Source organism: Acidobacteriota bacterium, from assembly GCA_028874215.1.
Classification (GTDB): Bacteria; Acidobacteriota; UBA6911; order RPQK01; family JAJDTT01; genus JAJDTT01.
Genome location: JAPPLF010000063.1, coordinates 23,579 through 49,183, shown reverse-complemented (window position 1 = coordinate 49,183; position 25,605 = coordinate 23,579). Strand labels below are relative to the sequence as shown.

The following is a 25,605-nucleotide window of genomic DNA, read 5'->3' as shown; positions in this document are numbered from 1 at the left end:
TACCGTCTTGTTTTCCCGTTTCAAATGAGCAAGGGGGACATTCTGGAGAAGGTTCTCGAGGCACGGAGCCTCTATAAATCATATCGGAGCAGGCAGGTGGTCGGTGACGTGAGCCTCACCATCTCATCGGGTGAGGTCGTTGGCCTGCTGGGTCCCAACGGCGCCGGAAAGACCACCACCTTCTACATGATCGTCGGTTTGCTGGATCCGGACAGGGGCGAGGTATTTCTGGACGGCGAGGACATCACTCCCCTGCCCATGTACGTTCGGGCGCGAAGAGGGATCAGCTACCTCTCCCAGGAACCTTCCGTGTTTCGCCGGCTCTCGGTGGAGGACAATCTGTACGCCATCGCCGAAACCCTGGATCTTCCCCACGGGGAATCGGACCAGTTGGTCAGCGAGCTGCTGGAGGAATTTGGGATCGCTGCCCTGAGGGACCGTCCGGCCTATACCCTTTCCGGCGGCGAGAGGCGGCGTCTGGAAATCGCACGCGCGCTGGTGATCCGGCCCGATTTCATCTTGCTGGACGAGCCGTTCGCCGGAATCGATCCCATTGCCGTCCTGGATATCCAACGCATGGTCACCCGGCTCCAGGCGCGGAATATCGGTGTGTTGATCACGGATCACAACGTTCGCGAAACTCTTCGGATCACGGATCGGGCCTACATCATCACCGAAGGCAGGATCTTTCGAGCAGGCACCCCGGACCTGCTCTCCGCCGATCCGGACGTCCGCAAAGTTTACCTGGGAGATCACTTCCAGCTATACTGAGTCCAGTGGGCGCCGGTTGGACTGGCCCGAAGCTTCCCGTCGTGCTGCAGGGATTCATCCGGACAAGACGGCGCCAGGAAGCATTCTCGTTCGGAGGGAAACGAGGGCCAGCGAAGTCCAACGGGATGCTGGCCGGGCCAAATCCGGACCAAATGACGTGCCGACTTTTGCTTCGGGCCGCCAAGGGACCCTGAACCGGAACACTCCGGAGTGCCATGAGTCGACGCGCTCAATTGAAACCCTCCCTGGTACTCGGCCTGTCGCAACGGCTGGCCATCACCCCCTCGCTCCTCCAGAAGATTGAACTCCTCTCCGTAAACCAGTTGGAACTCTCGGAGATTCTCCAACAGGAGCTGGAGGAGAACCCCTTGTTGGACGACGTTTCGGATCATTTCGAAGCCGGCCCGGAGGTTTCGGAACCGGCCCGGGAATCGGAGCAGGACGCGGACCCGCCGGAGGAGGGAAGCCACCTGGAAGACCTGGACTTCGATTATTTCTTCGGAGACTACCTGGGATCGAGTTACGAGCGCCAGGAATTCGAACCGGTGGAACAGAAGGCTACATTCGAGCAGTTCCTCTCATCCGCCGATACTTTGTGGGATTACCTGAATTGGCAGTTGAATCTGAACGGTATGGATCCGGACCTGCGGGAGATTGCCCATTTCATCGTGGGAAATCTGGACGAGGACGGTTACCTGACCCTCACCCCGAAGGAGATCTGCCGGCAGTTGCAGGTTCCTTCAGGTCGAGTCGACGATGCTCTGGCGGCGGTGCAGTCCCTCGATCCGGTGGGCGTCGCCTGCCGCGACCTGCGCGAATGCCTCTTGCTGCAGGCGAGAGCTGCGGGTCTGGAGGACTCTCTGGCCGGCGCACTGATTCGGGACTGCCTGCCGCTGATCGAAGGCAGGAAATATTCCAGGATTCTGAATCGCCTGGCATGCGATCCCAAGGATCTCTCCCGCGCTCTCGAACTGATTCGAGGCTTTTCGCCGCGCCCGGGGCAGAAATTTGCCTCCGCCCAACCGGTTTACGTCCGGCCGGACGTGCACATTCGAAAGGTCGAAGGCGAATACCAGGTCAGCCTCAATGACGATGGGTTGCCCAAGCTGAAAATCAACCGTGCCTACCGGAAGCTGCTTCGCAAGCACGGCGTCTCCAAGGAAACCAAGAGCTTCATCCGCGAGCGATTCCGGTCGGCCATCGAGTTGCTGCGAGGGGTGGATCAACGGCAGGAGACCATCTTTAGAGTCTGTCGCGTCATCGTCCGGCACCAGTACGACTTCATGGAATCGGGCATCCGGAAGTTGAAGCCGTTGTTGATCAAGGATGTGGCCGATGAACTGGGTGTTCATCCGTCCACCATCAGCCGCGTCGTCGCCAACAAGTATGCCCACACCCCGCAGGGCCTGATGGAGTTGCGCCGATTTTTCTCCGTGGGCGTGGGGCACGCCAATGGAGAGAACGTCTCCACCATGCAGGTGAAGGACCGGCTCAAGACCCTGATCCGGCGCGAGGATCCCAAAAAGCCCCTGTCCGACCAGAAACTCACCAACCTGTTGAACCGGGACGGGATCCGCATCACCCGTCGCACCGTCGCCAAGTATCGGGATCAGATGAGAATTCCCGGGTCGCTCGCCAGGAAGAAGGCGAACTTGTTGTAGCCCTCGCTCTGAGGGTCGCAGGCGAGGCGTGAACCATGCAGAATCATTCCATCCCCCCGGTGACGGTCCGGCAGTTCTACGAGTCCATGGACCCGGCCCTGAACCTGGCGCTAGCCTCCAGCGGGGCGGGTCTGGACAACTCCATCTCGTCTCCCAGAATTCAGAAGTTGGGCCTGGCCCTTTCGGGATACACGCGCTATCTGCACCGGGGTCGGGTGCAGTTCGTCGGCCGCACCGAGATCTACTACATGGAGGAGTTGTCTCCGGAACGTCGCCGCAAGGTTTTCGCCGATGCCTTCGACGTTGGACTCTGTTGCGTTCTGGTAACGACCGGCTTGGCGCCGCCGCCCGATTTTCTGGCCGAGGCGGAAAGGGCCGCGACTCCGGTCCTCACGACGACGGCGCTCAGCTCCAAGGCCATCGTCGAGGTCACGGCCAATCTGCAGGAACACCTGGCCCTGACCCACACCATCCATGGAGTCCTGGTGGAGCTCTTGGGGCTTGGGGTCCTGCTGGTTGGGGAATCGGGGATTGGCAAGAGCGAGTGCGCACTGGACCTGATCCTGAGGGGCCACCGCCTGGTGAGCGACGATCTGGTGGTATTGAAGAGGGTCTCGGGCGAGAGCCTGGTGGGGTCGGGTCTTCCGGATGCCCCCTTTCACATGGAATTGCGGGGGTTGGGCATCATCAACGTCAGGGATCTGTTCGGGATCTCGGTGTTGAGCCCCGCCCGGCCCGTCGATCTGGTGATCAAGCTGGAAGAATGGCCGGAGCGGGATACCCGGGACCGGTTGGGACTGGAGGAAGAGAAGTATCGCGTCCTGGGAGTCGATCTTCCGCTGATCACGATTCCGGTGGCGCCTGGACGAACCCTGGCGACCCTGGTGGAGGTGGCCGTCAGAATCCAGAAACTGAAGATGCAGGGCTATAATCCCGCGCTGGAGTCGATTCGCCTCCTGGAACGGCGGATTCAAGTACCGTGGGGTCAAGGAGAACAACCCCGGGCAGGGGATGGAGACAATGAATGAAACGACAACGGACCCAAATCGGTGGACTTGTCGTCACTCACGGGAGACTGGGCCATGAGCTGGTCGCCGCCGCGGAGATGATCGTCGGCGAAATTCCCCACGTGCTGCCGGTCTCCATCGGATGGCATGACGACGTGGAACGGTCCCGGCAGGGGATCGAAGAAGCCATCAGCACCCTGGACCGGGGCGGCGGCGTCATCATCCTGACGGACATGTTCGGAGGGACGCCGTCCAACCTGACTCTCGCTCTGCTGAAGAAGGGAGAAGTGGAAATCGTCACCGGAGTGAACCTTCCCATGATCATCAAGCTGGCCAATCAAACGGGCAAGGAGGACCTGAGCGAACTCGCGCAACGGGTCCTGGAACAGGGGCAGAAACACATCGCGTTGGCCAGCGGGTTGCTGGGGGAATGATCCGGCGGGTCGTTCAAATACGAAATCGTCTGGGGTTGCACGCCCGCGCGGCAGCCAAGCTGGTCAGAACGGCATCCCACTATGACAGCGACGTGAAACTTTCCAGGGCCGGCGGGTCCCAGGAGATTGACGGCAAGAGCATACTGGGGATTCTCCTGTTGGCTGCCTCTTGCGGAACCGAGCTCGAATTCACCATTCGCGGGTCCGACGAGATCGAAGCGGCCGAGGCCATCGAGACTCTGGTCAGGAACCGGTTTGGAGAAGAGAAATGATTTCGCGGGCTTGATGCCCGGCGTGATCGACACGATTCGGTCCTGATAGGAAGACCCGGGTCTTTGCTGTATTTTCGAGGTAAATGGTGGAGAAGCTGCAACGCAACGAATCCGGCCGGAGATTGGTGGGCACACCCCTGTCTCCAGGAATCGGGGCTGGAAGAGCGTATCGGATCGAGCAACACGCGCCGGACTTCCATCGACTGTACCTTTCGGCGGCTGAAGCGCCTCGGGAGCTGGAGAGGCTGCAGGAAGCCCTGGCCAAGTCCCGGGAGCAACTGGTCCGGATCAAGGAACGATTCGAGCAGCAACTGGGCAAGGAACACTCCTATATCATCGATGCCCATCGCCTGATCCTTGAAGATCGGGAGTTCCTGGACCAGATCCGATCCAAGATCAGGGATCATCTGTACGGTCCCGAGCGGGCCGTCTGGGAAGCCACTGAGGAGTGGCTGGCCGTGTACCGCACCTTGACCGACCCCTTTTTCCGGGACCGGGGATCGGACCTGGAAGAAGTGGCGCGGCGAATCGTTGCCAATCTGGGTGAGTCCGGACCGCCCCGCCAGGAGGAACAATCGTCCGAAGACCTGATCCTCGTGGGGCCGGAAATCGGCCTCTCGGACCTGGCCAGTTTCCCGCTGGCCCAGGTCAAGGGACTCGTTTCGACGCGTGGGGGACAGACCTCGCATATCACCATCATCGCCCGCGTGCACCGCATACCGGCTGTTTCCGGCGTCCGGGAGGTGGAGGGGAACATTCGCACCGGCGACGAAATGATCGTCGACGGTTCCGAAGGTGTGGTGCTGGTGCAGCCGTCGGCGGGAGAGCGCCGGGATTTCCAGGTGTTGCTGCGGGAGGAGCAACGTCGCAGCTCAGAGTTGGAAGGGGACTTCAGACCGTCGTCTACGGCTGACGGGAGGGTCGTTTCCGTACTCGCAAACACCGATATGGAGGACGAAGCCACGGTGGCGTTCGATTTGGGTGCGGAAGGAATCGGACTGTTTCGTTCCGAGTTCGTCTACATGGGCGAAATGAGTGGTCCCGTCCGCTTCGAAGAGCAGTTGAGCATCTATCGGCGGTTGGCCCGCCTGACGGGCCCGCGGCCCGCCGTCATTCGAACGCTGGACATGGGAACGGAAGATCACCCTTACTTCACGCGGCTGGCCGGCGAGGGACCCGTACTGGGCCTCCGGGGGATTCGCCTGAGTCTGGACCGTCCCCAACTGTTTCGGGACCAGGCGAGGGCCATCGTCAGTGCCCGCAGAGAGGGGAACCTGCGAATCCTCCTCCCCATGATCTCAAGCGCCGACGAACTGGTCACCGCCCGCGAGCTGATTCGGGAAGTGGAGCGGGAGGTGTCGGAAAAAACCGGATTTGAACCGGAATCACCGATCCAGGTGGGCGCCATGATCGAGGTTCCTTCCGCCGTACTGGTGCTGGACGGAATCTGCCGGCATGCCGATTTCGTTTCGGTGGGCAGCAATGATCTGATCCAGTTCACGCTGGCGGTCGACCGATCCAGCGACCTCCTGTCCCCCCTCTTCAATCCCCTCCATCCGGCTATCCTGAAGAGCCTGGAACGGGTGGCCAGAGTCGCGTCCCGGAATCGCATACCCGCCTATGTCTGCGGAGAGGTGGCCGCGCAGCCGCTTTACGCATACCTCCTCATCGGCATGGGTTTCCAGCGGCTTTCCATGAACCCGTTCGCCATTCCGACGGTGAAGAAAAGAATTCGGGAGATGGTCTACGAGGAGGCCCGGGAGAGGATCCGGGAACTGTTGCGATTCTCCACGATTCAGGAAGTCGAACGGTTCGTGAAGCGTGAGATGCCGTCGTGGGAAACGGTAGGTCAGGAATCGGGTTCCCGGTTCGTCAAGAGTTGACCTGTTGAAGGCTCGACCGGTGCCGGAGGGAAATGGAACCGACTGGCGGTGAGTAGCCATGACCTCAGCAAACCAGCTCACGGTGCTTCGGATCCTCGCCGTTCCGCTATTTGTGGGGCTGGTCGTTTCCGGGTTTGTCGGCGCCGCTCTGACAGTGTTCATTCTGGCCGGGTTCACGGATCTCTTGGACGGGCTGATCGCCCGGAAATTCGGCCAGCGGACTGCTTTGGGCAGGTTTCTGGATCCCTTGGCCGACAAGCTCCTGATGGTCGGCGCTCTGGTGGTGCTCTCCCTGGAGAACCCGGCTCTGGAGGTCCGGATACCGCATTGGTTGACTCTGTCGGTGGTGGGGCGGGACCTGATTCTTGGAATCGGCGCCCTCTGGTCCTACGTCTTCACCGGCACGAAGGCGTTTCCGCCGTCCATCCTGGGGAAGTTGTCCACACTTGCCCAGTTCACAACCATCCTGGCGGTCCTCGTGGACAACGTGATCCCGTGGCGGATACCGTTTCACGCAGGACTCTTCGGTCTCACGGCCGTTCTGGCCCTGGGCAGCGGTCTCCAGTACCTGGTCCGCGGCGTCCGTATCTTTGCGCCTGATCGGCGCTGAATCGCCTGCATTTCGGAAGGTGAGTCATGAAGTTCCGGAACCTGAGGCTGGAGATCGATTCGGGAGGGGTGGCCGAGCTCACCCTGGAAAGGCCGGAGGTCCTGAACGCCTTGAACGAGGAGACGATTCGGGAGTTGGACGCGGCCTTCCGGTCCCTGGAACGGGATGAGAATGTCCGGATCGTGCTCCTCTCAGGCGCCGGGAAGGCATTTTCCGCCGGGGCCGACATCCCTGAGGTCCACCGGTTGGACGCCGGGACCTCCCAGGCATTCTCCCGGCGTGGCCATGCCGTCCTGAATCGGATCGAGCGGGGGTCGAAACCGGTTCTGGCTGCGGTGCGGGGCTTCTGTCTTGGCGGGGGCTGCGAGCTGGCGTTGGCGTGTCACATCCGGATTGCCGGGTCGGATGCTCGAATCGGATTGCCTGAAGTGAAGCTGGGCATCATTCCCGGCTACGGCGGCACGCAACGCCTGGCACGAATCGTGGGACGCTCCAAGGCGCTCGAGTTGTTGCTTTGCGGGAGGACCATGACGGCCCGGGAGGCCCTGGCGGCCGGTCTGGTGGTCCGCGTCGTGGAGCCGGACGATCTTCTGTCCACCTGTCGAGAACTGGCGTCCCGGATCGCCGGCCAGGCCCCTTTGGCCGTCAGGTACTGTTTTGAGGCGGTCAATCGAGGTTACGACCTGCCCCTGCAAGCGGGACTCGACCTGGAAACGGCCCTCTTCGGGCTGGCTTCCGGCACGGATGACATGAAGGAGGGGACCCGGGCCTTCATGGAAAAGAGACGCCCCCATTTCAAGGGCAAATGATGCCGAAAGCCTCGCAGCCCGTGGCAAGAGTCACCACGGACTGCAAGTCGTAGTAGACTGGGGCCTGGGAGAAACGGACGTGAAGGAAATCACTGGACGTATGAATGGCGCGGATCTCAGGATCGGCGTCGTGGTCAGCCGGTTCAACGACTTGGTCACCGATCGGCTTTTGAAGGGCGCGCTGGGCGTGCTCCGACGGCTCGGAGTCCCGGATGATGGCGTGACCGTCGTTCATGTGCCCGGGAGCTTCGAAATCCCATTTGCCGCCCGGAAACTGGCGACGGCCGGGATTTGCGACGCGGTGGTCTGCCTCGGAACCCTGATTCGGGGAGAGACGGACCATTACGAATACCTGGCCTCGCATGTGACGGGGGCCCTGTCACGATTGGCATTGGAGCAGGACGTCCCCATCACCTACGGCCTGATCACGGCGGAGACCACCGAGCAGGCCATCAATCGCGCCGGCTTGAAACATGGCAACAAGGGGGCGGAGGCAGCGTCCGCCGCTGTGGAAATGGCCGACTTGGCGCGTCAGAAGCTGGCGGACGGCTGATGGGCCGGGTGAAGGGTCGGAAGGGATGCACTCGCCGGCGTCCCGTGCCGGTGTTCAGACCGGAAATGACCTCCTTCCGGGTGCAAGACGATCGATCCCACCGGCTGGACGGACCTCTCTTCGGGCGCAGTAGTTCGGTATGAGCCGAAGGAGGGCGCGCGAATATGCCCTGCAGATGCTCTATCAGCAGGAAGTGACCCGGGACCCGGGCGCCGTCGTCGAACGGTCCTTCTGGAACGCCCATGCCGCGGCGGCAGTGGATGCCCGTGCCTTCGCGGGCCGCTTGTTCGGGAAATCACTGCAGGACAGGAGCAGGATCGACGACCTGATCCAACGTCATTGCGACAACTGGAAATTGAGGAGGATTTCGGCCGTCGATCGAAACGTGCTGCGCATGGGGATCGCCGAGTTCCTCTTTCTGGACACGCCCAAGGTGGTGGTCATCAGTGAGGCCATCGAGATCGCGCGAAAATTCGGGACCGAGCGGTCGGCGGACTTTGTCAACGGTATCCTGGATGCCATCCGCAAGGAACTGGACACCGAACGGGAGGCCGATTGAGGCAAGAGCAATGACGGGCGCCGGATGCCACGCGGGGAGGACCCGGCGGCAGGGAACGGAACGATGACTTCCGGAAACGAGCTGATCGACCGGCGGATGGAGAAGCTGCGGCGCATACGGGCCGGCGGCCATGATCCCTATCCCGCCAACTACGACCTGACGCACGAGATTCCCCGGATTTTGGAGAACTTCTCCCAGCTGGAGGCGCCGGAGCTGGAGTCCGCACGGAACAGGGTTCGAACCGCAGGCCGCATCGTTTCGATCCGCGGCCACGGCAAGGTCAGCTTCGCCCACCTGAGCCAGGGCGGAGGCCGGCTCCAGATCTACGTGCGCCGGGACCGGGTGGGACCGGAGGATCACGATCTGTTCCGGTTGCTGGACATCGGGGACTTTCTGGGAGTGGAAGGCGAGTTGCTGCGGACCCGTACGGGAGAACTGACCGTCTTCGCCGACTCGGTGCAGTTGTTGTCCAAGTCGATGCGGCCCCTTCCCGAGAAGTGGCACGGCCTGGCCGACGTCGAGGTGCGATACCGTCAACGCTATCTGGACCTGATGGCCAATCCGCGCGTGCGGTCCGTATTCGTCCGCCGCAACCGGATCATCTCGTTCCTCCGCCGGTTTCTGGAGGACAGGGGGTTCCTGGAGGTGGAAACCCCCATGATGCAGACGTTGGCGGGGGGCGCGACGGCGCGGCCCTTCAAGACCTATCACGAAGCGCTGGGAATGCCGTTGTTCCTGAGGATCGCGCCGGAGCTCTACCTCAAACGCCTGGTCGTGGGCGGGTTGGATCGAGTGTACGAGATCAACCGGAATTTTCGAAACGAGGGCGTGTCCACCCGGCACAATCCCGAGTTCACCATGTTGGAGTTCTACCAGGCCTACAGCGACTACGGCGATCTGATGGATCTGACGGAAGAGATGTTGAAAGGGCTGGTCCGGGAGGTCTGCCAAGGGTTGGAGGTGGAGTACGGACCGTCGACCATCGACTTCTCCGCGTTTCGGCGCTACAGCATGGTGGAATCGATTCGCGAATTCTGGCCCGGTCCGCGGATCCCTTCGCCCGAGAGCCTGACGGACCCGACGGCGCTCGAAACCCTGCTTCGGGACCGGAACCTGGAAATGCCTCCGGGAACGAGCTGGGATCGGATGCTTGGACTGCTGTTCGAGACGGTGGCCGAGAAGCACTTGATCCAGCCCACCTTCATCTATGATTTTCCGGCGCAGTTGTCTCCGCTGTCCAAGCGGAAAGCCGGCGACCCCCGGTTCACCGAGCGGTTTGAGCTCTTCGCCGGAGGTCTGGAACTGGCCAACGCCTACAGCGAGCTGAACGACCCGGACGAGCAGAGGGAGCGATTTCGGGAGCAGCTCATCGACCGGGAGCAGGGAAACGAAGAAGCCCACGAGATGGACGAGGACTACGTTCGGGCCCTTGAATACGGCATGCCGCCGGTGGCCGGCGAGGGAATCGGCATCGATCGCCTCGCCATGCTGCTGACCAACTCTCCCTCCATCCGGGAAGTGATTCTCTTTCCTCATCTCCGCCCGTCACGGCGGGAAAGGGACTCGCGGAACACGGAGTGAGCGGCAACAATTCAGCCGGTCTGTCCGCACACGGAGTCAGTTCCGGGCTGCGAAAAGAGGGACGGTGTTGCGTTTCGAGCTGTTTGTCGCCCTCCGTTATCTTCGAGCACGGCGCAAACAAGCCGTCATCTCGGTCATCAGCATCATCTCGGTGGTGGGCGTCGCGGCCGGCGTCATGGCCCTCACCATAGCCCTGGCTCTGAACAACGGCCTGCAGCGCGAATTCCAGGCCCGGATTCTGGGCGCCACCTCACATCTCAATCTCCTGCCCGCCCGGGAGGGGGCCATCTCGGGCTATCAGGGAATCGCCAACGCCCTGAGCGGGATGCCCCGGATCAAGAGCGTGGTGCCGACGGTCTACGGTCAGACCCTGTTGCAGTCCGGTTCAAGACAGAATGCGGCAATCCTGAAGGGGATCGGGGGCGACCCGGGCCGGCCTTCAAGTATGAGCGTCTCCATCATCGAGGGGACCACGGCGGGATTCCATGACGGCGGCAAGCCCTTTCCCATCATTCTCGGGAAGGACCTGGCGGGATCCCTGGGAGCGTTGGTTGGAGAACCGGTTCGGGCTTACGGGCTGAAGGGCGAGCTTTCACCCTTCGGCCCCAGTCCGCGGATCGGGAGTTTCCGGGTCGTGGCTCTCTTCGAGTCCGGTCTGTGGGAATACGATGCCAATTGGGCTCTGGTGCCGCTGGCCGCGGCGCAGTCCTTTTTCGGGCTTTCGGAGGACCAGGCCTCGGCGCTGGAAATGCGTGTCGAGGACATCTACGCCGTCGAGAGCCAGGCCAGGACCGTGCAGGAGGCACTGGGCGACGGATTCGCAACGAACACCTGGATCGAACTGAACCGGCCGCTGTTCGCCGCTCTGGAGTTGGAGAAACTGGCCCTGTTCGTCGCCATCGGACTCATCGTTCTGGTCGCCGCCCTGAACATCGTCAGCACCCTGACCCTCATGGTCATGGACAAGAATCGGGATATTTCCATCATCACCGCCATGGGAGGGACCCCCCGGACGGTCACCGCGGTGTTTATGCTCCAGGGCCTCATCATCGGGTTGGTCGGCACGAGTCTGGGAGGCATCTTGGGAGCGGTCACGGCCTGGTACCTGGACGCCTACCAGGTCATCGAACTGGAGGCTCGCGTCTATTCGATTCCGTACGTCCCCTTCCAGTTGAATCCGTGGGATCTGGTGGTGGTTTCGCTGCTGGCGGTTCTCATCAGTTTCGCCGCCACCCTGTATCCGGCCCGCGCCGCTTCCGGTCTGGATCCGCTGGAGGGGCTCCGCCATGAGTGAGCTTCTCAAGATCGGCGGGCTGTCCAAGTCCTATCGTTCGGGGCAGGAGCGGCTGCGCATTCTGGTGGATCTGAATCTGTCCGTTGAGGCGGGGCAAATGGTGGCCATCACGGGAGCCAGCGGCTCGGGCAAGAGCACCTTTCTGCATCTGGTGGGCGGAATGGAGAGACCGGATTCGGGAAGCATTCGGTTCCAGGATCTTGAGATCACCGGATTGCAGGGGAGGGAGCTGGCCGCCTACCGGAACCGGACCGTCGGCTTCGTGTTTCAGTTCCATTATCTTCTGCCCGAGTTCAACGCCCGGGAGAACGCCATGTTCCCCCTGCTGCTGCGGGGAACCTCCCACCACGAGGCCTCCGAGCGGGCTGAAGCCCTTCTGGAAGAGGTGGGATTGGCGGACCGGATGCGCCACCGGCCGGGCGAACTTTCAGGGGGTGAGCAGCAGCGTGTCGCCATCGCGCGCGCCCTGGCGGGGGAGCCCAGGTTGCTGTTGGCCGACGAACCCACGGGCAATCTGGATCCGGCGACCTCCGAGCGAATCTACGAGCTGCTGGATCAGGTGCATCGAAGCCACGGACTCACTTCACTCATCGCGACCCACAATGCCTCCCTGGCGGATCTTTGCAGCGTCCGCAAGGAGGTGGTTCAGGGGAAACTGGTCTAGTCGGCCGACGGTGTTCCGCTGTTTCGCCTGGCTCCGGAAATTCAGTCATCAGCAGGCGTGATCCCGGATCCCGGAGCGGTTGTGCCGACTCCGCTTCCCCGCTTGTTCACTATGCGTGTGTATAATCGACGGGTCCGGCAAGCCGTTTGCCCGAGCATTTTCGGTTTGCTTAAATCTAGGCGGAAATCGCCTCATGTTTGAGAAGTACACGGAAAAGGCGAGGCGGGTCATCTTCTTTGCCCGCTATGAGGCCAGCCAGCTCGGTTCCCGGTCCATCGAAACGGAACATATCCTGCTGGGCCTGCTCCGGGAGGACAAGGGGCTGACCAGCCGTTTCTTCCGCAGGAGCGAAGCCACGCTGGAGGCGATTCGCAAGGAAATCGAGGGCCGTTCGGGGGTTCGGGAGAAGGTTTCGACTTCGGTGGAACTCCCTCTCAGCGACGAATCGAAGCGGGTCCTCACATTTGCCGCCGAAGAAGCGGAGCGCCTTCTTTGCAGCTATATCGGGACCGAGCACATTCTGCTGGGCCTGCTCCGGGAAGAGAAGTCGGCGGCCTCCGCGATCCTGAGCGAAAAAGGGCTGCACCTGGCGCGGGTTCGGGATGAGCTCTCCGGAAATCCGGGGCGTCCGACCCCGCACAAGGTGAAGGAGTCGCTGATCCTGACCGAGTTCAGCCGGGATCTGACCGAAGCGGCGACTCGCGGCGAATTGGACCCCCTCATCGGCCGCGAGGCCGAGATCGAGCGGGTCACCCAGATTCTCTGCCGCCGGACCAAGAACAATCCGGCTCTGATCGGTGAGCCGGGTGTGGGCAAGACGGCGATCGTCGAGGGCTTGGCCCAGAGAATCGTCAACGGCGACGCTCCCGCCATGCTCCTGGACAAACGAATTCTGGCTCTGGATATTTCCTTGATCGTGGCCGGCACCAAGTACCGGGGGCAGTTCGAGGAGCGGTTGAAGTCCATCATGAAGGAGATCATCGAGAACCCCCAGTTCGTGATCTTCGTCGACGAATTGCACACACTGGTGGGCGCCGGGTCGGCGGAGGGCTCCCTGGACGCGGCCAACATCCTGAAACCGGCCCTGTCGCGTGGGGATCTCCAGTGCGTTGGGGCGACGACGCCTTACGAATACCGCCGATTCATCGAGAAGGACCGGGCGTTGGAACGTCGTTTCCAGTCCGTAAAGGTGGCGGCGACGAGCGAAGAAGAGACGATCCGGATCATCCACGGCATCAAGGAACGTTACGAGAGTTTCCACCGGGTCGAGTACGACGACGATTCCATCAAGGCTGCGGTCAGCCATTCCAATCGCTACATTCCCGATCGGTTTCTGCCGGACAAGGCCATCGACGTCCTGGATGAGGCTGGAGCCCGGGTGAAGCTCAACTACACCTCCTTTCCGGACGAGGTGACGGTTCTCCAACAGAAGATCCGGGTGACCGTCCGCGAAGTGGACGACGCCATATCCGCCAAGGAATTCGACCGGGCGGCCCAGCTCAAGGACCGCGAGGTGGTGGAGCGCGAGAACCTGAAGATCGTCAAGGACCGCTGGAAGCTCAAGAATCGCGTCACCCCGATAGTGGGTCGAAAACATATCGAAGAGGTCATCTCCCGTTGGACCGGAATTCCGGTGAGCGCCTTGCGCGAGGAGGAGACGCAGAAGCTGCTGCGCATGGAGGTGGACCTGCACCGCCGCGTGATCAGCCAGGACACGGCGGTTTCGGCGCTCGCCCGCGCCATTCGCCGGAGCCGTGCCGGGATGAAGCATCCCAACCGGCCCGTCGGATCGTTCCTGTTTCTGGGGCCCACGGGAGTGGGCAAGACCGAGTTGGCCAAATCGCTAGCCGAGTTCCTCTTCGGAAGCGAGAAGTCCCTGATCCGTTTCGACATGTCCGAGTACATGGAGAAACATTCGGTCTCCAAGCTCATCGGATCGCCGCCCGGATACGTGGGACACGAAGAGGGTGGCCAGTTGACGGAACGGGTCCGGCGCAATCCTTACTGCGTGGTCCTTCTCGATGAAGTCGAAAAGGCCCACTTCGACATCTTCAACTTGTTGCTGCAGGTCTTCGAGGACGGCCAGTTGACCGACTCCCACGGGAATACGGTCGACTTCAAGAACAGCATCATCATCATGACCTCCAACATCGGAGCCCGGTACCTGATGAACAAACCCCAGATGGGGTTCGCCAGCGGGACGGACCAGGGAACGGAGAGGGTGGAAGAGGTCATCATGGAAGAGGTGAAGCGGGTCTTCAATCCCGAGTTCCTGAATCGGGTGGACGACCTCATCCTGTTCGATTCCCTCACCGAAGAGGATCTGGGCAAGATCGTCGACCTGCTCATGGAAAAGGGCAATGAGAACCTCTCCCAGAAGCAGATCCGAATATCATTGGGCAAGAGCGCGAAGAAGTGGATCATCGACAAGACTTGCCGGGACCGTTCCTATGGCGCCCGTCCCCTGAGGCGAGCCATCCAGAAATATATTGAAGATCCGGTCTCGGAGTTGATTATTCAGGGGAAATTGAAAGAAAAGGAAACTCTCTCCATCTTTATCAAGGGTGGAGCATTGTACTATCGGGCCAAGGGATCCAAGAGTGCAGGCGTTCCCCTGTCATTCGGGATCGCGTAACGGTCCGGGGTGTAAGTCCCGCGGAGGACCTGAAGCGGCGAGCGGTTCGCCGGGCAAGACGTGACGAGGAAGCATACGGGGAGTATGTGACCGAGGAGCAGCATCTTCCGCCGGGAGGCGACTCTGGTCAGATGTCACGGAGACTTATGCCGCGGGCTGCCGAGCCGCCGGTCTCCCAATCCAGGTCAGAGGTCGGGATGCTTCGTCGAGCGAAAATTGTTCTGGCGAGGGGCATCTGGATAGAATCTTGATGATGGGCCAAACGTTTCGTGCCGCTCACAGACTGAACACCGCCCGGATCTACCGGAACGTGCTGCTGGTTCTGGCGCTTTCCTTGGGAAGCTCCGAGCTTCTCGATGCCCAAGCCCGCCAGTCGGCCGGGCGCCTGGAGGAAGTGCGCATCCTCGGGAACCGGCGCATCAGCGAAGACACCATTCGTTTCTACATCCAGAGCCGGCAGGGGGACGTCTACAACGAAGGCCAGATCCTCCGCGATTACCGGAGTCTCCTCAACACCAACTTCTTCGTCGATGCCAAGGTGAAGAAGATGGAGGGAGAGACGGGAACCATCGTCCTGTTCGAGGTCAAGGAACGTCCCCTCATTCGGACCATCGAATACGAGGGCATGAAGTCCTTCAAGGAATCGGACGTGCTGGAGCAGTTCCGGGAACTCAAGGTCGGAATGACCGTCGACAACCCCTTCGACGGCGCCAAGCTGCCCAAGGCCCGGCGGGCCCTGCGGACCTTGCTGGACACCAACGGGCGCCCGCTGGGCCGAGTCGAGGTCACCGTCGAACCGATCACCTCCTCCGCCGTCAAGGTGGTCTTCAACATCGACGAAGGCCCCAAAGTGCGTATCGGCAAGATTCAGTTCGAGGGCAACACCGTCTTTTCCGACAAGGAATTGCGGGGAGGCCTGGAGCTGACCAAGGAGCGGGGGCCCATCACCCTCTTCAAGGGTCTCGACAAGTACATCAAGGAGAAGGTGGAGCACGATCTCCACGTCAACATGATGGACAAGTACCGGGAGCGGGGGTATATGGAGGCCCGGCTCGGCGAGCCCAAGGTGGAGATCGTGGAGGCGGGCAGAGGCATTCTGTTCGGTTTCCGCAAGACCAAGCAGCAGTACTTCATCACCGTGCCCATCGACGAGGGACCTCAGTTCCGATTCGGGGACTTCAAGCTGGAGGGCATCAAGAACTTCGACTCCGAAGTCCTGACTCGCGCCTACAACATTGAGAAGGGCGAAATCTTCAACTGGGTCCAACTGCAGAAGGCGAATGAGGACCTGAAAAAGCTCTACGCCCGTTACGGCTACCTGGACATGGAGGCGATTCCCGAGATCGACAAGGGCGAAAACGAAAATGTCATGAACGTCGCGATCCGCGTCGAGGAGGGGAAGCAGTACCTGGTGAAGCGGATCAACTTCCTGGGAAATACCAAGACCCGGGACAAGGTCCTCCGGCGGGAGTTTCTGCTGGAGGAGCAGCGTCAGTTCAATGGCGACCTGTTGGATATCTCCGTCATTCGTCTCAATCAGTTGGGGTTCTTCGACAAGATCGAGGAGAAGGATTACGAGGTCGTCAAGCGTCCGGATCTGGCCGAGGTGGACGTCCTGGTCACGGTCAAGGAGCAGAGTCAGCAGTCCATCGGCCTGACCGGGGGCGTGAGCGGAATCAGCGGCAAGTTCATCGGAATCAGTTATTCGACCAACAACTTTCGGGGATTGGGCCAACAGATCTACGTCCAGGCGGTCACCGGCACTCGAACCCAGCAGTACAATTTCTCCTTCCAGGAACCCTATTTTCTGGACACGCGCCTGTCCCTGGGGTTCTCCGTCTTCAGCCAGCGTTTCCGTTACGACACCTTCACGGCTTTCTGGGGCCTGCTTCTGCCGGAGAACAACGTCAACCTGTTTACCCGAAGCAGCACCGGCTTCAGCGTGCAGACCGCCTATCCTCTCTGGCGGTGGGTGCGGGTGGGACTGTCGTACCAGCTCCAGAGAATCAGCATCACCGACGTCGCGGAAAACTTCAGCGACTTTGCCTTGAGCCAGTTGACCGGATTCACTCCCGGAGGCGGCCGGGAAGATGCGCAAGAGGGCATCATCCGGAGCGAGGTCACGCCCAGTTGGACGTACAACAGCAAGAACGCATTTTTCGGCGCCACCCGGGGAACCATGTTGCGACTCTCGGTTCCGTTTGCCGGCGGTCCCTTGGGAGGGACCTACAACGTCATCTCGCCCATACTCGAATATCAAAAATTCATGGAAGACCGCTGGATGAGCGGGGGCCGCAACAGTCTGGGTTTCCGGGCTCAGATCCTGCACCTGTATCCGTATGGAGAGTTGCCTAATGGCGGCCCCATGACGGTGCCCTTTTTCGAACGGATCTACCGGGGCGGAGAGTTCGACTTCCGTGGTTTCGACCTGAGGTCGGTGACCCCGTGGGCCAAGACACGTTCGCCTCTGAGGGACGAATCGGGGAATCCCATCATCGACAAACGGACGGGACTTCCGGCGCTGAGCGAGAATCTGGTTCCGGCCGGCGGCGACACCTCATTGCTGCTGACGGGCGAGTATCGAATACCCGTGGCCGGCCCCATCCATTTGGCGGCATTCGCGGATTTCGGAATCAATACGGTGCTGAACAGGAACAAGCTGGTACTCTTCGGGCCGAATACGGCCATTGACCTGTTGGAGAACACCAACAACGTTTGGCGGCTGTCGACGGGAATGGAGTTTCAGTTCGTCATGCCCATGCTCAACCAGCCGTTTCGTCTCATATTCGCCTACAATCCTCTGGTCATGGATACCACGGTTACGGTGAACGGCATCCGCTATCCGATGCAGGAACGTCGCAGGAACATTCGATTTACGGTAGGATATACCTTCTAGTAAGGAAATTGGGGGGGATCATGTTCACGAGATCTCGGATAATTTTGGTCTTGGTTGCCGGCCTTGCGGGTCTGATGGCTGCAGCACCCTGGGGCATGTCGCAGGGTCTGGCCGGAAGCGGGCTCAAGGTTGGATTCGTCAATTCGGTCGAGGTCCTGCAAGGGACCGACGAGGGCCGGCAAAAGATGGGCGAGTTTCAGCAGTGGGCCGAGGCAAGACAGCAGGAACTGCAGCAGGACAAAACCGAATTGGACCGGTTGCGCGAACAGTTTGCCGCCCAGGAACGGACGCTCAATCCGGATACTCGAACCGAAATGATGAGGACCATCGAAGATCGGGACCGGAGGCTGCGCCGGAAGCAGGAAGACAGCCAGTTGGAGTCCGAGGCCAGGAATCGTCAGTTGCTGGAACAGATCGGAACCAAGATACAGACCATCATTAACGAGTATGCCCAGCAGAATGGTTACTCGGTCATCTTCTTGCGCAACGAGTCCCAAAGTTACGTGGATCCCTCCTTGGACATCACCAAGGAACTCGTCTCCATCTATAACCAGCGTCACCCGGGGCCTTCCTCCGCTTCGTCCGCTCCGGCCCAGCCCTAGCGCGAACTTTTCGCCAGGTCGCTGAGCGTTTCGGGCCGTCGCTGGGGCGTGCCTGCCCGGAAGGGAACGACGGTGGTCTATCCTCTGCGCCGACTCGCGGAATACGTGGGTGGAGAGGTCGCCGGAGATCCAGACACTCCCATCAGGCGCTTGAGGCCCTTTGAGACGGCTGGTCCGGGGGATCTGACTCTTGCGGTCCGCAAGCGATACGAGGAGCGGATTCCCGAGTCCGGCGCGTCGGCCGTCATCGTTTCCAGGAAGGCGCCGTTTCACAACCGTCCCCTGCTCCGCGTCGACAACCCGAAGCTGGCCTTCGCACGGCTCTTGCAATTCATCCACCAGGCGCCCTTTGTGGCCACCGGCGTATCGCCTGGCGCTACCGTGGGCCGGGACTGCTCCATTCCCGAAAGGGTGTCCATTTATCCCCATGCCTACGTCGGCGACCGCGTCACTCTGGGCGAAGAGGTGACCCTCCATTCCGGGGTTCATGTCGGGAACGGCTGCTCCATCGGTCCAGCCAGTGTGCTGCATCCGAATGTGACCATCTACGATGGCATTCGCATCGGCGCGCGCGTGATCCTGCACAGCGGAACCGTGATCGGAGCCGATGGGTTCGGCTATGTTTTCGACGGGACACGTCAGGTCAAGATTCCCCAACGGGGAACGGTCGTGATCGAGGACGACGTGGAGATCGGCGCCAACAGTTGCGTGGATCGGGCCACCTTCGGCCGGACCACGATTTGCCGAGGCGTCAAGTTGGACGATCACGTCCACATCGGGCACAACTGCACCATCGGCGAGAACACGGTCATCGTCGGCCAGGTGGGTGTATCAGGCAGTGTCACGATCGGCCGCAACTGCGTTCTGGCGGGACACTCGGGTGTCGTCGATCATGTGCGAATCGGCGACGGTGTCAAGGTCCTGGCCAAGACGGCAGTGACCAAGGACATCCCGGACGGGATGACCGTGTCCGGCCAGCCGGCCAGAGACCACCGCACGACGGTGAAGATTCAGGCCCTGACCCGGCGCCTCCCTCAACTCATGGCGGAATGGCGGGCCTGGAAGAAGAGGCGGCCGTGAATGTCGCACCTTGAATCCCCTTTCCGGTGGTGGGTAGGATACTCCTCTTGAAGGAAGGGCGGGAACCCGGCATGTTCGACATTCAGGAGATCATGGATCTCCTCCCTCATCGCTATCCCATGCTCCTGGTGGACCGGATCGTCGAATTCCACGAGGGCGAACGGATCGTGGCCATCAAGAACGTCACCTTCAACGAGCCGTTCTTTCAAGGCCATTTTTCCGGAGCGCCCATCATGCCGGGAGTCCTGATCATCGAATCCATGGCGCAAGCCGGTGGCTTTCTGGTGTTCAAATCCCTTCCGAACCGGGAAACAAAGCTGGTTTTTCTCATGGGTATCGAGAAGGCCCGGTTTCGCCGCCCGGTCAGGCCGGGAGATCAGCTCAGGCTTGAAATGGTGGTCGTCCGGGTCAGGGGCCGGGCAGGCAAGCTGCGGGGCCAAGCTTTTGTCGGAGACCAGCGTGCGGCGGAAGCGGAGATCCTGTTCTCTCTGGTGGACCGTGCCTCGGTCGTTTCCGGCTGAGGTCGACGCCATGCCCGCCGCCGATAGCGCTCAGATTCATCCCACGGCACAGGTGTCCTCCGGCGCAAAACTGGGGCATGGAGTGACCGTCGGTCCCTTTGCCGTCGTCGGGAACGGCGTCGTGATCGGTGAGGAGACCTCGGTCGGTCCTCACACCATCCTGAAAGGCCCCACCCGCTTGGGCAAGCGGAACCGAATCGTGGGGCAATCGGCCATCGGGACCGATCCCCAGGATCTGAAGTACGGAGGAGAGAAGACCTCGCTGCAGGTGGGTGACGACAACATCATCCGCGAGTTCGTCACCATCAACCGGGGTACCGCTCAGGGTGGAGGCAAGACTACCATCGGGAGTCGCAACCTGTTCATGACGGGAGTGCATGTGGCGCACGATTGCCACCTGGGGCACGACGGAATTTTCGCGAACGCGGCGACGTTGGCGGGTCATGTGGAGATCGATAACGGGGCAACGGTCGGTGCGTTCACCGGTGTGCACCAGTTCTGCCGGGTGGGACGGCACGCCTTCATCGGCGGTTACTCCGTGATCACCCGGGACGCTCCGCCTTTCATCAAGGTTGTGGGACATCGCAGTCAGGCCCGGACCTACGGGATCAACGGCATCGGCCTCTCCCGCAAGGGATTCTCGGAGGAACGGATTCTTTCCCTGAGAAGAGCCTACCGGTGGATCTTCCGAAAGGGTCTCACCCTGCCCGACGCTCGCGAAGGCATCCGGCAGGAAGAGTTGGCAACGCCCGACGTCGAAACGCTGCTGCAATTCCTGGAGGCCTCGACGCGGGGTTTTGTGCGTTAGCCGCCCCTGTCCGGGTGCTCCGGTAGCTCGCGTGGGCCGGGTTGAGCGAAACCCGCTCGGGTTTCTCCTCGAGCGCTCCTCGGGAACGGGGAGGGGAATCGGTGGAAATGAAAAATCTCGGAATGATCGCCGGCAACGGACGCTTCCCGTTCCTGGTGCTGAATGAAGCCCGGAATCGGCGGTTGCCGGTGGTTGTGGCAGCCATTCGGGAAGAAGCGGATCCCCGGTTGGAGAAGATAACGGGCCGGCTCTCCAGTGGATCGTCGTTTCACTGGATCGGATTGGGCCAGTTGGGGAAGCTGGTTCGCGTGTTCAAGAGCGAGGGCATACGGCACGCGGTCATGGCCGGCCAGGTAAAACATGTCCGGATATTCGCATCCGGCGTTCGGACGCCGGCGGGAATTCTGTCCGCGTTGCCCGACGGCAGGATGTTGCGCATGTTGGCATCCCTGCGGCGGCGCAATACGCGGTCGCTGATCGAGGGCGTCATCGGAGTCCTGAGGGACGAGGGAATCGAGGTCCTGGACTCGACCTGGCTGCTTTCAGGCCTCATCCCGGACCCGGGGGTGCTCACTCGCCGCAAGCCCAACGACCGGGAAAAACGGGACATGGAATACGGCCGGGAGGTGGCCAGGGAGTTGTCCAGGCTCGACCTGGGTCAGACCGTGGTCGTCAAGGATCAGGCCGTCGTGGCAGTGGAGGCCATGGAAGGGACGGATGCGACCATTCGGAGAGCGGCTGAATTGGTTGCAGGGAGCCGTCTCACGGTGGTGAAGGCCGGGCGTGCCCGCAATGAAATGAGATTCGACGTTCCGGTCGTCGGGTCGGAGACACTGAAGGTTTTGAAAGAGTGCCGCGTCTCAGCCCTCTCCATCGATTCCGGACGGACTCTGATCCTGGACCGCGACCAGTTCGTCCGGGGCGCTGACGAGTCGAGAATAGCGGTGGTCTGCCAATGAGCGCCCAAGACCGGATCCGGGTAGGAGTCGTCGGCGTTGGGGTTTTGGGGAGTCACCATACCCGTATCTACAGCAGCCTCCCCCAAGTGAAGCTCGTGGGAGTCGCGGACCCGATTCCGGAGAGGCGGCGGGAGCTGGCTTCCCGGTACGACTGCCGATCCTGGCCCGATCACGACCCTCTGTTGGATCGGGTCGACGCCGTCAGCGTGGCGGTTCCCACCTCACTGCATGCCGAGGTCGCCCTTCCGTTCTTGAAACGGGGAATCCACGTCCTGGTGGAGAAACCCATCGCCGAAGACGTGGAATCCGCGACGCGCATGGTGGACGAGGCCCGCGGGGCCGTTCTCCACGTGGGTCATTCCGAGCGCTTCAATCCCGCGGTGCTGGCAATTCGGCCCTTCATCAAGACTCCCCGGTTTTTCGAGGTCCACCGGCTCAGCGTGCTGACGCCTCGCAGTCTGGATGTGGACGTCGTGTTGGACCTGATGATTCACGATCTGGATCTCATCACGCAGATGGTGCGGAGTCCGATCCGGGAGATTCGCGCGGTCGGGATTCCGGTGCTCACTCCACGGATCGACATCGCCAACGCCCGTCTTGAATTCGAGGACGGATGCGTCGCCAATCTCACCTCGAGCCGGGTCTCGAAACAGAAGATGAGAAAGTTGAGGTTCTTCCAGGCGGACGACTACATCTCCCTCGACCTGGACCGCCAGGTGGCGGAAGTCTCGAGCATGGTGGAGGTGCACGGGTCCAAGCGAATCGTCAACCGGTCTCCTCAGGTGACGCAGGAAGAACCATTGAAAATGGAGATTACCGCGTTCCTGGAAGAGATCGCGGGCCGGCACGGCCAGGGGCGGGAAATCGGGCGTGGGTGCAGCGGCGGGGAGGGCGTCCGGGTCTTGGATCTGGCTCTGGAGATTCTGGATCGGATGACCGTGGCCGGCCGGCACGGGTCGTCCATCTCCGGAAGAAACAGGTGACCTCCGTCGAGTGGGAACGTTTGCGTTGAAGACGCTTTCGCCGCCCGAAGATCCCCTCCTGATCGCCGTCGCCGGCCCGACGGCCTCGGGCAAGAGCGCCCTCGCGGTCGAGGCGGCCCTCCGGCTGGACGGGGAGATCATCAACTGCGATTCGCTCCAACTTTATCGGGAACTCCAAATCGGGACCGGAAAACCGTCGGCCCGGGAAACCGGGGCCGTGCCCCATCACCTTTACGATTTCCTGGATCCCGACCAGTTCTACAGCGCAGGCCGATACATGGTGGAGGCCAGGAGAGTCTGTCGACAGGTCCGGGATCGGGGAAAGACGCCGTTTGTGGTGGGGGGCACGGGACTTTATCTCCGGGCTCTTCTGGCGGGAGTCTTCGAAGGACCTTCACGGTGTGATGCCGTTCGGGATCGCTTGGAGAAGATGGTGCAACGCCGAGGTCAGGAGAGATTGCATCGTCTGCTGGCTCGAAAGGACCCCGCGACGGCCCGGAAGATCGGCGGGGGAGACCGGCGGCGCCTGATACGGGCACTGGAGGTCTACTTCCTGACGGGGACTCCCATCAGCCGGCTTCAGGAGCAGCGAATACCGCTCGCCGGATACCGCATTCTGAAGATCGGACTGAACCTGCCCCGGCCTCTCCTCTATCAGAGGATCGATTCCCGAGCCCGTGAAATGTTTCGGAATGGCCTGCTGGACGAAGTGGATCGACTTCTGCGGAAGGGGTACGATGAGCGATGCAAGGCCTTCGAGGCGTTGGGTTACCGGTACGCCTTGCAGACCCTTCGGGGTGAGTTGAGCATGGAGGACGCCATCGAGCTGACGATCCGGGACACCCGTCGCTACGCCAAACGGCAGATGACCTGGTTTCGCCGGGAGGACGGCATGCAGTGGATCCCATGGCCCGGGGAGTCGGAGCCGGCATTGAAGCAGCTTCTGGAGTTGGTCCGATGCAGTACGAGCCGGTAATCGGTCTGGAGGTCCACGCCCAACTGCGCACCCGGAGCAAGGTGTTCTGCGGTTGCAGCACCCGGTTCGGAGCTCCCCCGAATTCCCAGACCTGTCCGGTCTGCCTCGGTCTTCCCGGATCGCTTCCGGTGGTCAACGTCCAAGCGGTGGAGATGGCGGCCATCGCCGGAATGGCCCTGGAGTGCCGCATCAACCGGCGTTCGCTCCTCGCTCGAAAGAACTATTTCTACCCTGATCTTCCCAAGGGTTATCAGATCTCCCAGTTTGAAGAGCCGCTGGCGGTCGATGGGCGGGTGCGGCTTCTGACCCTGGATCGCCTGGCTCGGGGGACGCCCGGAACAGTGCGTGAACTCAGCGTGGGGATCATCCGAGTCCATCTGGAGGAGGACGCCGGCAAGTCGATTCATGCCGCGAGGCAGGACACGCAGGTCAACTTGAATCGATGCGGAGTCCCGTTGATGGAGATCGTCACCCATCCCGATCTGAGGTCGGGCAAGGAGGCCAGCGAGTTCCTGGACTACCTGAGACGAGTCCTGCTTTTTCTGTCGCTGTGTGACGGCAACATGGAGGAAGGGAGTCTTCGCTGCGATGCCAATGTCTCGGTCCGTCCACGGGGGGAGACTTCGCTGGGAACCAAGACTGAAATCAAGAATCTGAACTCTTTCCGATTTTTGAACAAGGCTCTTGACTACGAGATCCGGAGGCAGATTCAAGTCTTGGAGTCGGGGCGGCAAGTCGTTCAGGAGACGCGGCTGTGGGATGAGGACCTGGAAGTGACGCGTCCCATGAGAAGCAAGGAAGAGGCCCACGACTACAGGTACTTTCCCGATCCGGATCTCCTTCCGGTCGTGATCTCGGCTGAGCGGTTGGATGAGATCAGGAATCAGATGCCGGAGCTTCCTGGAGACCGCGCGCGCCGGTTCGGTTCCCAGTACGGTCTCGATCCCGGTGACGCCCTCGTGGCTACCCGGACCCCCGAGTTTGCCGAATACTTCGAAGCATCCGCCGAGAGGGCCGGAAATCCAAAGTCGGTTCTGAACTGGATGGTGGGGGATGTGACCCACCGGCTGAGAAAAGACGGGCGCGGCCTCGAAGATTCTCCTGTCAAGGCTGCGGATCTCGGCGAGCTGATCCGTCTCCTGGACGACGGAACCATCAGCGGCAAGATGGCCAAGGGTGTCTTCGACCGGATGTATGAGACGGGCAAGTCTCCAGGGAAGATCGTCAGGGAGCAAAACCTGGCCCAGATCAGTGATCGGAGCGAATTGGAATCCGTCGTTTCCGGGATTTTGGAGTCGCATGCCGGTGCCGTCGAACGTTATAGGAATGGGAAGCGGGGCCTGCTGGGATTCTTCGTGGGACAGGTGATGCGGCAGACCCGCGGGCAAGCCAACCCGAAAATGGTCAACGAGCTGCTCAGAAGGATGTTGGACCGGTGAGGCGCCGCCGTCCGCGTGCCCCGACTGTCGAGTCGAAACGGTTGGCGGTGATCGAAGAGAAGACCGACGACATCTACTCGATTCAATTCGTCTTGCAGAGCCTCGGCTTTCGCACGCAGTCGTTCTCGCCCCGGTCCTCCTTGGCGGACCTGATGGGTTTCAGACCCGACTTGATCATCGTGGACATGATGATCTCCGGAGGAGGAGGATTCCGGGTCATCCGTCAGATTCGCCGGGCCGGAAACCTGGATCGGGTTCCGATCCTGGCCATCGGCGCCGCGGCCATGGAGGGAAGTTCCGAAGAAATCCTGGCTGCGGGGGGGCAGGAGGTGGTGATCAAGCCTTACAGCATGACGGAGCTGCGGGAAAAGTTGGACCGGCTCGTTCCGAAGGCGAAGTAAAGGGCGTCGTTTCCCGGCAACTTCTCCGCTGTGGGCACAATGGGCGAAAGGACGCCCACCAGGCGCGCCCCCAAACCACGACATTGCAAAATGGATTTGGTGCCGGAGGGGAGACTCGAACTCCCACGGGCGTCTAGCCCACTGCGTCCTGAACGCAGCGCGTCTGCCAATTCCACCACTCCGGCGACCTGCCGGTGAGTTTACACC

24 protein-coding genes and 1 tRNA gene are annotated in these 25,605 nt (G+C 61.3%); 24 read left to right on the top strand and 1 reads right to left on the bottom strand.

Features of this window, described 5'->3' with window-relative positions; all coding sequences use genetic code 11:
• Positions 1–42: 42 nt before the first annotated feature.
• The 24 genes from lptB (at position 43) to OXT71_12035 (ending at position 25,398) form a co-directional block, all read left to right on the top strand.
• On the top strand, positions 43–771 hold the full coding sequence (gene lptB / locus OXT71_12150) for an LPS export ABC transporter ATP-binding protein (protein MDE2927141.1): 729 nt from the start codon (positions 43–45) through the stop codon (positions 769–771).
• Between the two features lie 215 nt (positions 772–986).
• Positions 987–2,432, top strand: a complete 1,446-nt coding sequence (gene rpoN, locus OXT71_12145; GenBank protein ID MDE2927140.1) for an RNA polymerase factor sigma-54 — start codon at positions 987–989, stop codon at positions 2,430–2,432.
• Positions 2,433–2,467: 35 nt separating this feature from the next.
• Positions 2,468–3,460, top strand: a complete 993-nt coding sequence (gene hprK, locus OXT71_12140; GenBank protein ID MDE2927139.1) for an HPr(Ser) kinase/phosphatase — start codon at positions 2,468–2,470, stop codon at positions 3,458–3,460.
• On the top strand, positions 3,457–3,873 hold the full coding sequence (locus OXT71_12135; GenBank protein MDE2927138.1) for a PTS sugar transporter subunit IIA: 417 nt from the start codon (positions 3,457–3,459) through the stop codon (positions 3,871–3,873). Before hprK ends, OXT71_12135 begins: the two co-directional genes overlap by 4 nt.
• Positions 3,870–4,145: an HPr family phosphocarrier protein gene (locus OXT71_12130; GenBank protein ID MDE2927137.1), complete on the top strand. Its 276-nt coding sequence runs from the start codon at positions 3,870–3,872 to the stop codon at positions 4,143–4,145. The genes OXT71_12135 and OXT71_12130 overlap by 4 nt, the downstream gene beginning before the upstream one ends.
• An 83-nt stretch (positions 4,146–4,228) precedes the next feature.
• Positions 4,229–6,028 (top strand): phosphoenolpyruvate--protein phosphotransferase, encoded by a 1,800-nt coding sequence (ptsP, locus tag OXT71_12125; GenBank protein MDE2927136.1) that lies wholly within the window; start codon positions 4,229–4,231, stop codon positions 6,026–6,028.
• Positions 6,029–6,086: 58 nt separating this feature from the next.
• On the top strand, positions 6,087–6,638 hold the full coding sequence (locus OXT71_12120) for a CDP-alcohol phosphatidyltransferase family protein (GenBank protein MDE2927135.1): 552 nt from the start codon (positions 6,087–6,089) through the stop codon (positions 6,636–6,638).
• A gap of 26 nt (positions 6,639–6,664) precedes the next feature.
• The gene (locus OXT71_12115; protein ID MDE2927134.1) at positions 6,665–7,447 is read left to right on the top strand and encodes an enoyl-CoA hydratase-related protein; all 783 of its coding nucleotides are present in this window, start codon (positions 6,665–6,667) and stop codon (positions 7,445–7,447) included.
• 100 nt (positions 7,448–7,547) lie between these two features.
• On the top strand, positions 7,548–8,000 hold the full coding sequence (gene ribH, locus OXT71_12110) for a 6,7-dimethyl-8-ribityllumazine synthase (GenBank protein MDE2927133.1): 453 nt from the start codon (positions 7,548–7,550) through the stop codon (positions 7,998–8,000).
• A gap of 139 nt (positions 8,001–8,139) precedes the next feature.
• Positions 8,140–8,559 carry a transcription antitermination factor NusB gene (gene nusB / locus OXT71_12105; GenBank protein MDE2927132.1) on the top strand — a complete coding sequence of 140 codons (420 nt, stop codon included), beginning with the start codon at positions 8,140–8,142 and terminating at the stop codon, positions 8,557–8,559.
• A gap of 63 nt (positions 8,560–8,622) precedes the next feature.
• Positions 8,623–10,140 carry a lysine--tRNA ligase gene (lysS, locus tag OXT71_12100; GenBank protein ID MDE2927131.1) on the top strand — a complete coding sequence of 506 codons (1,518 nt, stop codon included), beginning with the start codon at positions 8,623–8,625 and terminating at the stop codon, positions 10,138–10,140.
• A gap of 64 nt (positions 10,141–10,204) precedes the next feature.
• The gene (locus tag OXT71_12095) at positions 10,205–11,434 is read left to right on the top strand and encodes an ABC transporter permease (GenBank protein MDE2927130.1); all 1,230 of its coding nucleotides are present in this window, start codon (positions 10,205–10,207) and stop codon (positions 11,432–11,434) included.
• Positions 11,427–12,098 (top strand): ABC transporter ATP-binding protein, encoded by a 672-nt coding sequence (locus tag OXT71_12090; GenBank protein ID MDE2927129.1) that lies wholly within the window; start codon positions 11,427–11,429, stop codon positions 12,096–12,098. Before OXT71_12095 ends, OXT71_12090 begins: the two co-directional genes overlap by 8 nt.
• A 193-nt stretch (positions 12,099–12,291) precedes the next feature.
• Complete coding sequence (locus OXT71_12085) at positions 12,292–14,733, top strand: ATP-dependent Clp protease ATP-binding subunit (protein ID MDE2927128.1); 2,442 nt, start codon at positions 12,292–12,294, stop codon at positions 14,731–14,733.
• 250 nt (positions 14,734–14,983) lie between these two features.
• The gene (gene bamA / locus OXT71_12080; protein ID MDE2927127.1) at positions 14,984–17,629 is read left to right on the top strand and encodes an outer membrane protein assembly factor BamA; all 2,646 of its coding nucleotides are present in this window, start codon (positions 14,984–14,986) and stop codon (positions 17,627–17,629) included.
• A gap of 20 nt (positions 17,630–17,649) precedes the next feature.
• On the top strand, positions 17,650–18,231 hold the full coding sequence (locus OXT71_12075; protein ID MDE2927126.1) for an OmpH family outer membrane protein: 582 nt from the start codon (positions 17,650–17,652) through the stop codon (positions 18,229–18,231).
• A 72-nt stretch (positions 18,232–18,303) separates the two neighbouring features.
• Positions 18,304–19,311, top strand: a complete 1,008-nt coding sequence (gene lpxD / locus OXT71_12070) for a UDP-3-O-(3-hydroxymyristoyl)glucosamine N-acyltransferase (protein MDE2927125.1) — start codon at positions 18,304–18,306, stop codon at positions 19,309–19,311.
• Positions 19,312–19,382: 71 nt separating this feature from the next.
• Positions 19,383–19,832 carry a 3-hydroxyacyl-ACP dehydratase FabZ gene (gene fabZ, locus OXT71_12065; protein MDE2927124.1) on the top strand — a complete coding sequence of 150 codons (450 nt, stop codon included), beginning with the start codon at positions 19,383–19,385 and terminating at the stop codon, positions 19,830–19,832.
• Positions 19,833–19,842: 10 nt separating this feature from the next.
• A complete protein-coding gene (gene lpxA, locus OXT71_12060; protein ID MDE2927123.1) occupies positions 19,843–20,640 on the top strand; it encodes an acyl-ACP--UDP-N-acetylglucosamine O-acyltransferase in 798 nt (265 codons plus the stop codon).
• Positions 20,641–20,747: 107 nt separating this feature from the next.
• Positions 20,748–21,599, top strand: coding sequence for a UDP-2,3-diacylglucosamine diphosphatase LpxI (gene lpxI / locus OXT71_12055; protein MDE2927122.1), 852 nt, complete (start codon positions 20,748–20,750; stop codon positions 21,597–21,599).
• Positions 21,596–22,582, top strand: a complete 987-nt coding sequence (locus OXT71_12050) for a Gfo/Idh/MocA family oxidoreductase (protein MDE2927121.1) — start codon at positions 21,596–21,598, stop codon at positions 22,580–22,582. Before lpxI ends, OXT71_12050 begins: the two co-directional genes overlap by 4 nt.
• A 25-nt stretch (positions 22,583–22,607) precedes the next feature.
• Positions 22,608–23,558 carry a tRNA (adenosine(37)-N6)-dimethylallyltransferase MiaA gene (gene miaA / locus OXT71_12045; protein MDE2927120.1) on the top strand — a complete coding sequence of 317 codons (951 nt, stop codon included), beginning with the start codon at positions 22,608–22,610 and terminating at the stop codon, positions 23,556–23,558.
• Positions 23,540–24,997, top strand: a complete 1,458-nt coding sequence (gatB, locus tag OXT71_12040) for an Asp-tRNA(Asn)/Glu-tRNA(Gln) amidotransferase subunit GatB (GenBank protein MDE2927119.1) — start codon at positions 23,540–23,542, stop codon at positions 24,995–24,997. Before miaA ends, gatB begins: the two co-directional genes overlap by 19 nt.
• Complete coding sequence (locus OXT71_12035) at positions 24,994–25,398, top strand: response regulator (protein ID MDE2927118.1); 405 nt, start codon at positions 24,994–24,996, stop codon at positions 25,396–25,398. Before gatB ends, OXT71_12035 begins: the two co-directional genes overlap by 4 nt.
• Before the next feature lie 97 nt (positions 25,399–25,495).
• On the opposite strand, the gene OXT71_12030 is transcribed toward OXT71_12035, so the two are convergent.
• Positions 25,496–25,583, bottom strand: a tRNA-Leu gene (locus OXT71_12030).
• Positions 25,584–25,605: the final 22 nt, after the last annotated feature.

Coding starts and splice junctions, on each gene's coding strand:
- OXT71_12085 (MDE2927128.1), top strand. CDS start 12,292: ATGTTTGAGAAGTACACGGAAAAGGCGAGGCGGGTCATCTTCTTTGCC.
- lpxA (MDE2927123.1), top strand. CDS start 19,843: ATGCCCGCCGCCGATAGCGCTCAGATTCATCCCACGGCACAGGTGTCC.
- gatB (MDE2927119.1), top strand. CDS start 23,540: ATGCAGTACGAGCCGGTAATCGGTCTGGAGGTCCACGCCCAACTGCGC.
- fabZ (MDE2927124.1), top strand. CDS start 19,383: ATGTTCGACATTCAGGAGATCATGGATCTCCTCCCTCATCGCTATCCC.
- lpxI (MDE2927122.1), top strand. CDS start 20,748: ATGAAAAATCTCGGAATGATCGCCGGCAACGGACGCTTCCCGTTCCTG.
- ribH (MDE2927133.1), top strand. CDS start 7,548: ATGAATGGCGCGGATCTCAGGATCGGCGTCGTGGTCAGCCGGTTCAAC.
- ptsP (MDE2927136.1), top strand. CDS start 4,229: ATGGTGGAGAAGCTGCAACGCAACGAATCCGGCCGGAGATTGGTGGGC.
- OXT71_12115 (MDE2927134.1), top strand. CDS start 6,665: ATGAAGTTCCGGAACCTGAGGCTGGAGATCGATTCGGGAGGGGTGGCC.
- OXT71_12130 (MDE2927137.1), top strand. CDS start 3,870: ATGATCCGGCGGGTCGTTCAAATACGAAATCGTCTGGGGTTGCACGCC.
- lysS (MDE2927131.1), top strand. CDS start 8,623: ATGACTTCCGGAAACGAGCTGATCGACCGGCGGATGGAGAAGCTGCGG.
- OXT71_12075 (MDE2927126.1), top strand. CDS start 17,650: ATGTTCACGAGATCTCGGATAATTTTGGTCTTGGTTGCCGGCCTTGCG.
- hprK (MDE2927139.1), top strand. CDS start 2,468: ATGCAGAATCATTCCATCCCCCCGGTGACGGTCCGGCAGTTCTACGAG.
- bamA (MDE2927127.1), top strand. CDS start 14,984: ATGATGGGCCAAACGTTTCGTGCCGCTCACAGACTGAACACCGCCCGG.
- OXT71_12050 (MDE2927121.1), top strand. CDS start 21,596: ATGAGCGCCCAAGACCGGATCCGGGTAGGAGTCGTCGGCGTTGGGGTT.
- OXT71_12090 (MDE2927129.1), top strand. CDS start 11,427: ATGAGTGAGCTTCTCAAGATCGGCGGGCTGTCCAAGTCCTATCGTTCG.
- nusB (MDE2927132.1), top strand. CDS start 8,140: ATGAGCCGAAGGAGGGCGCGCGAATATGCCCTGCAGATGCTCTATCAG.
- OXT71_12135 (MDE2927138.1), top strand. CDS start 3,457: ATGAAACGACAACGGACCCAAATCGGTGGACTTGTCGTCACTCACGGG.
- rpoN (MDE2927140.1), top strand. CDS start 987: ATGAGTCGACGCGCTCAATTGAAACCCTCCCTGGTACTCGGCCTGTCG.
- OXT71_12120 (MDE2927135.1), top strand. CDS start 6,087: ATGACCTCAGCAAACCAGCTCACGGTGCTTCGGATCCTCGCCGTTCCG.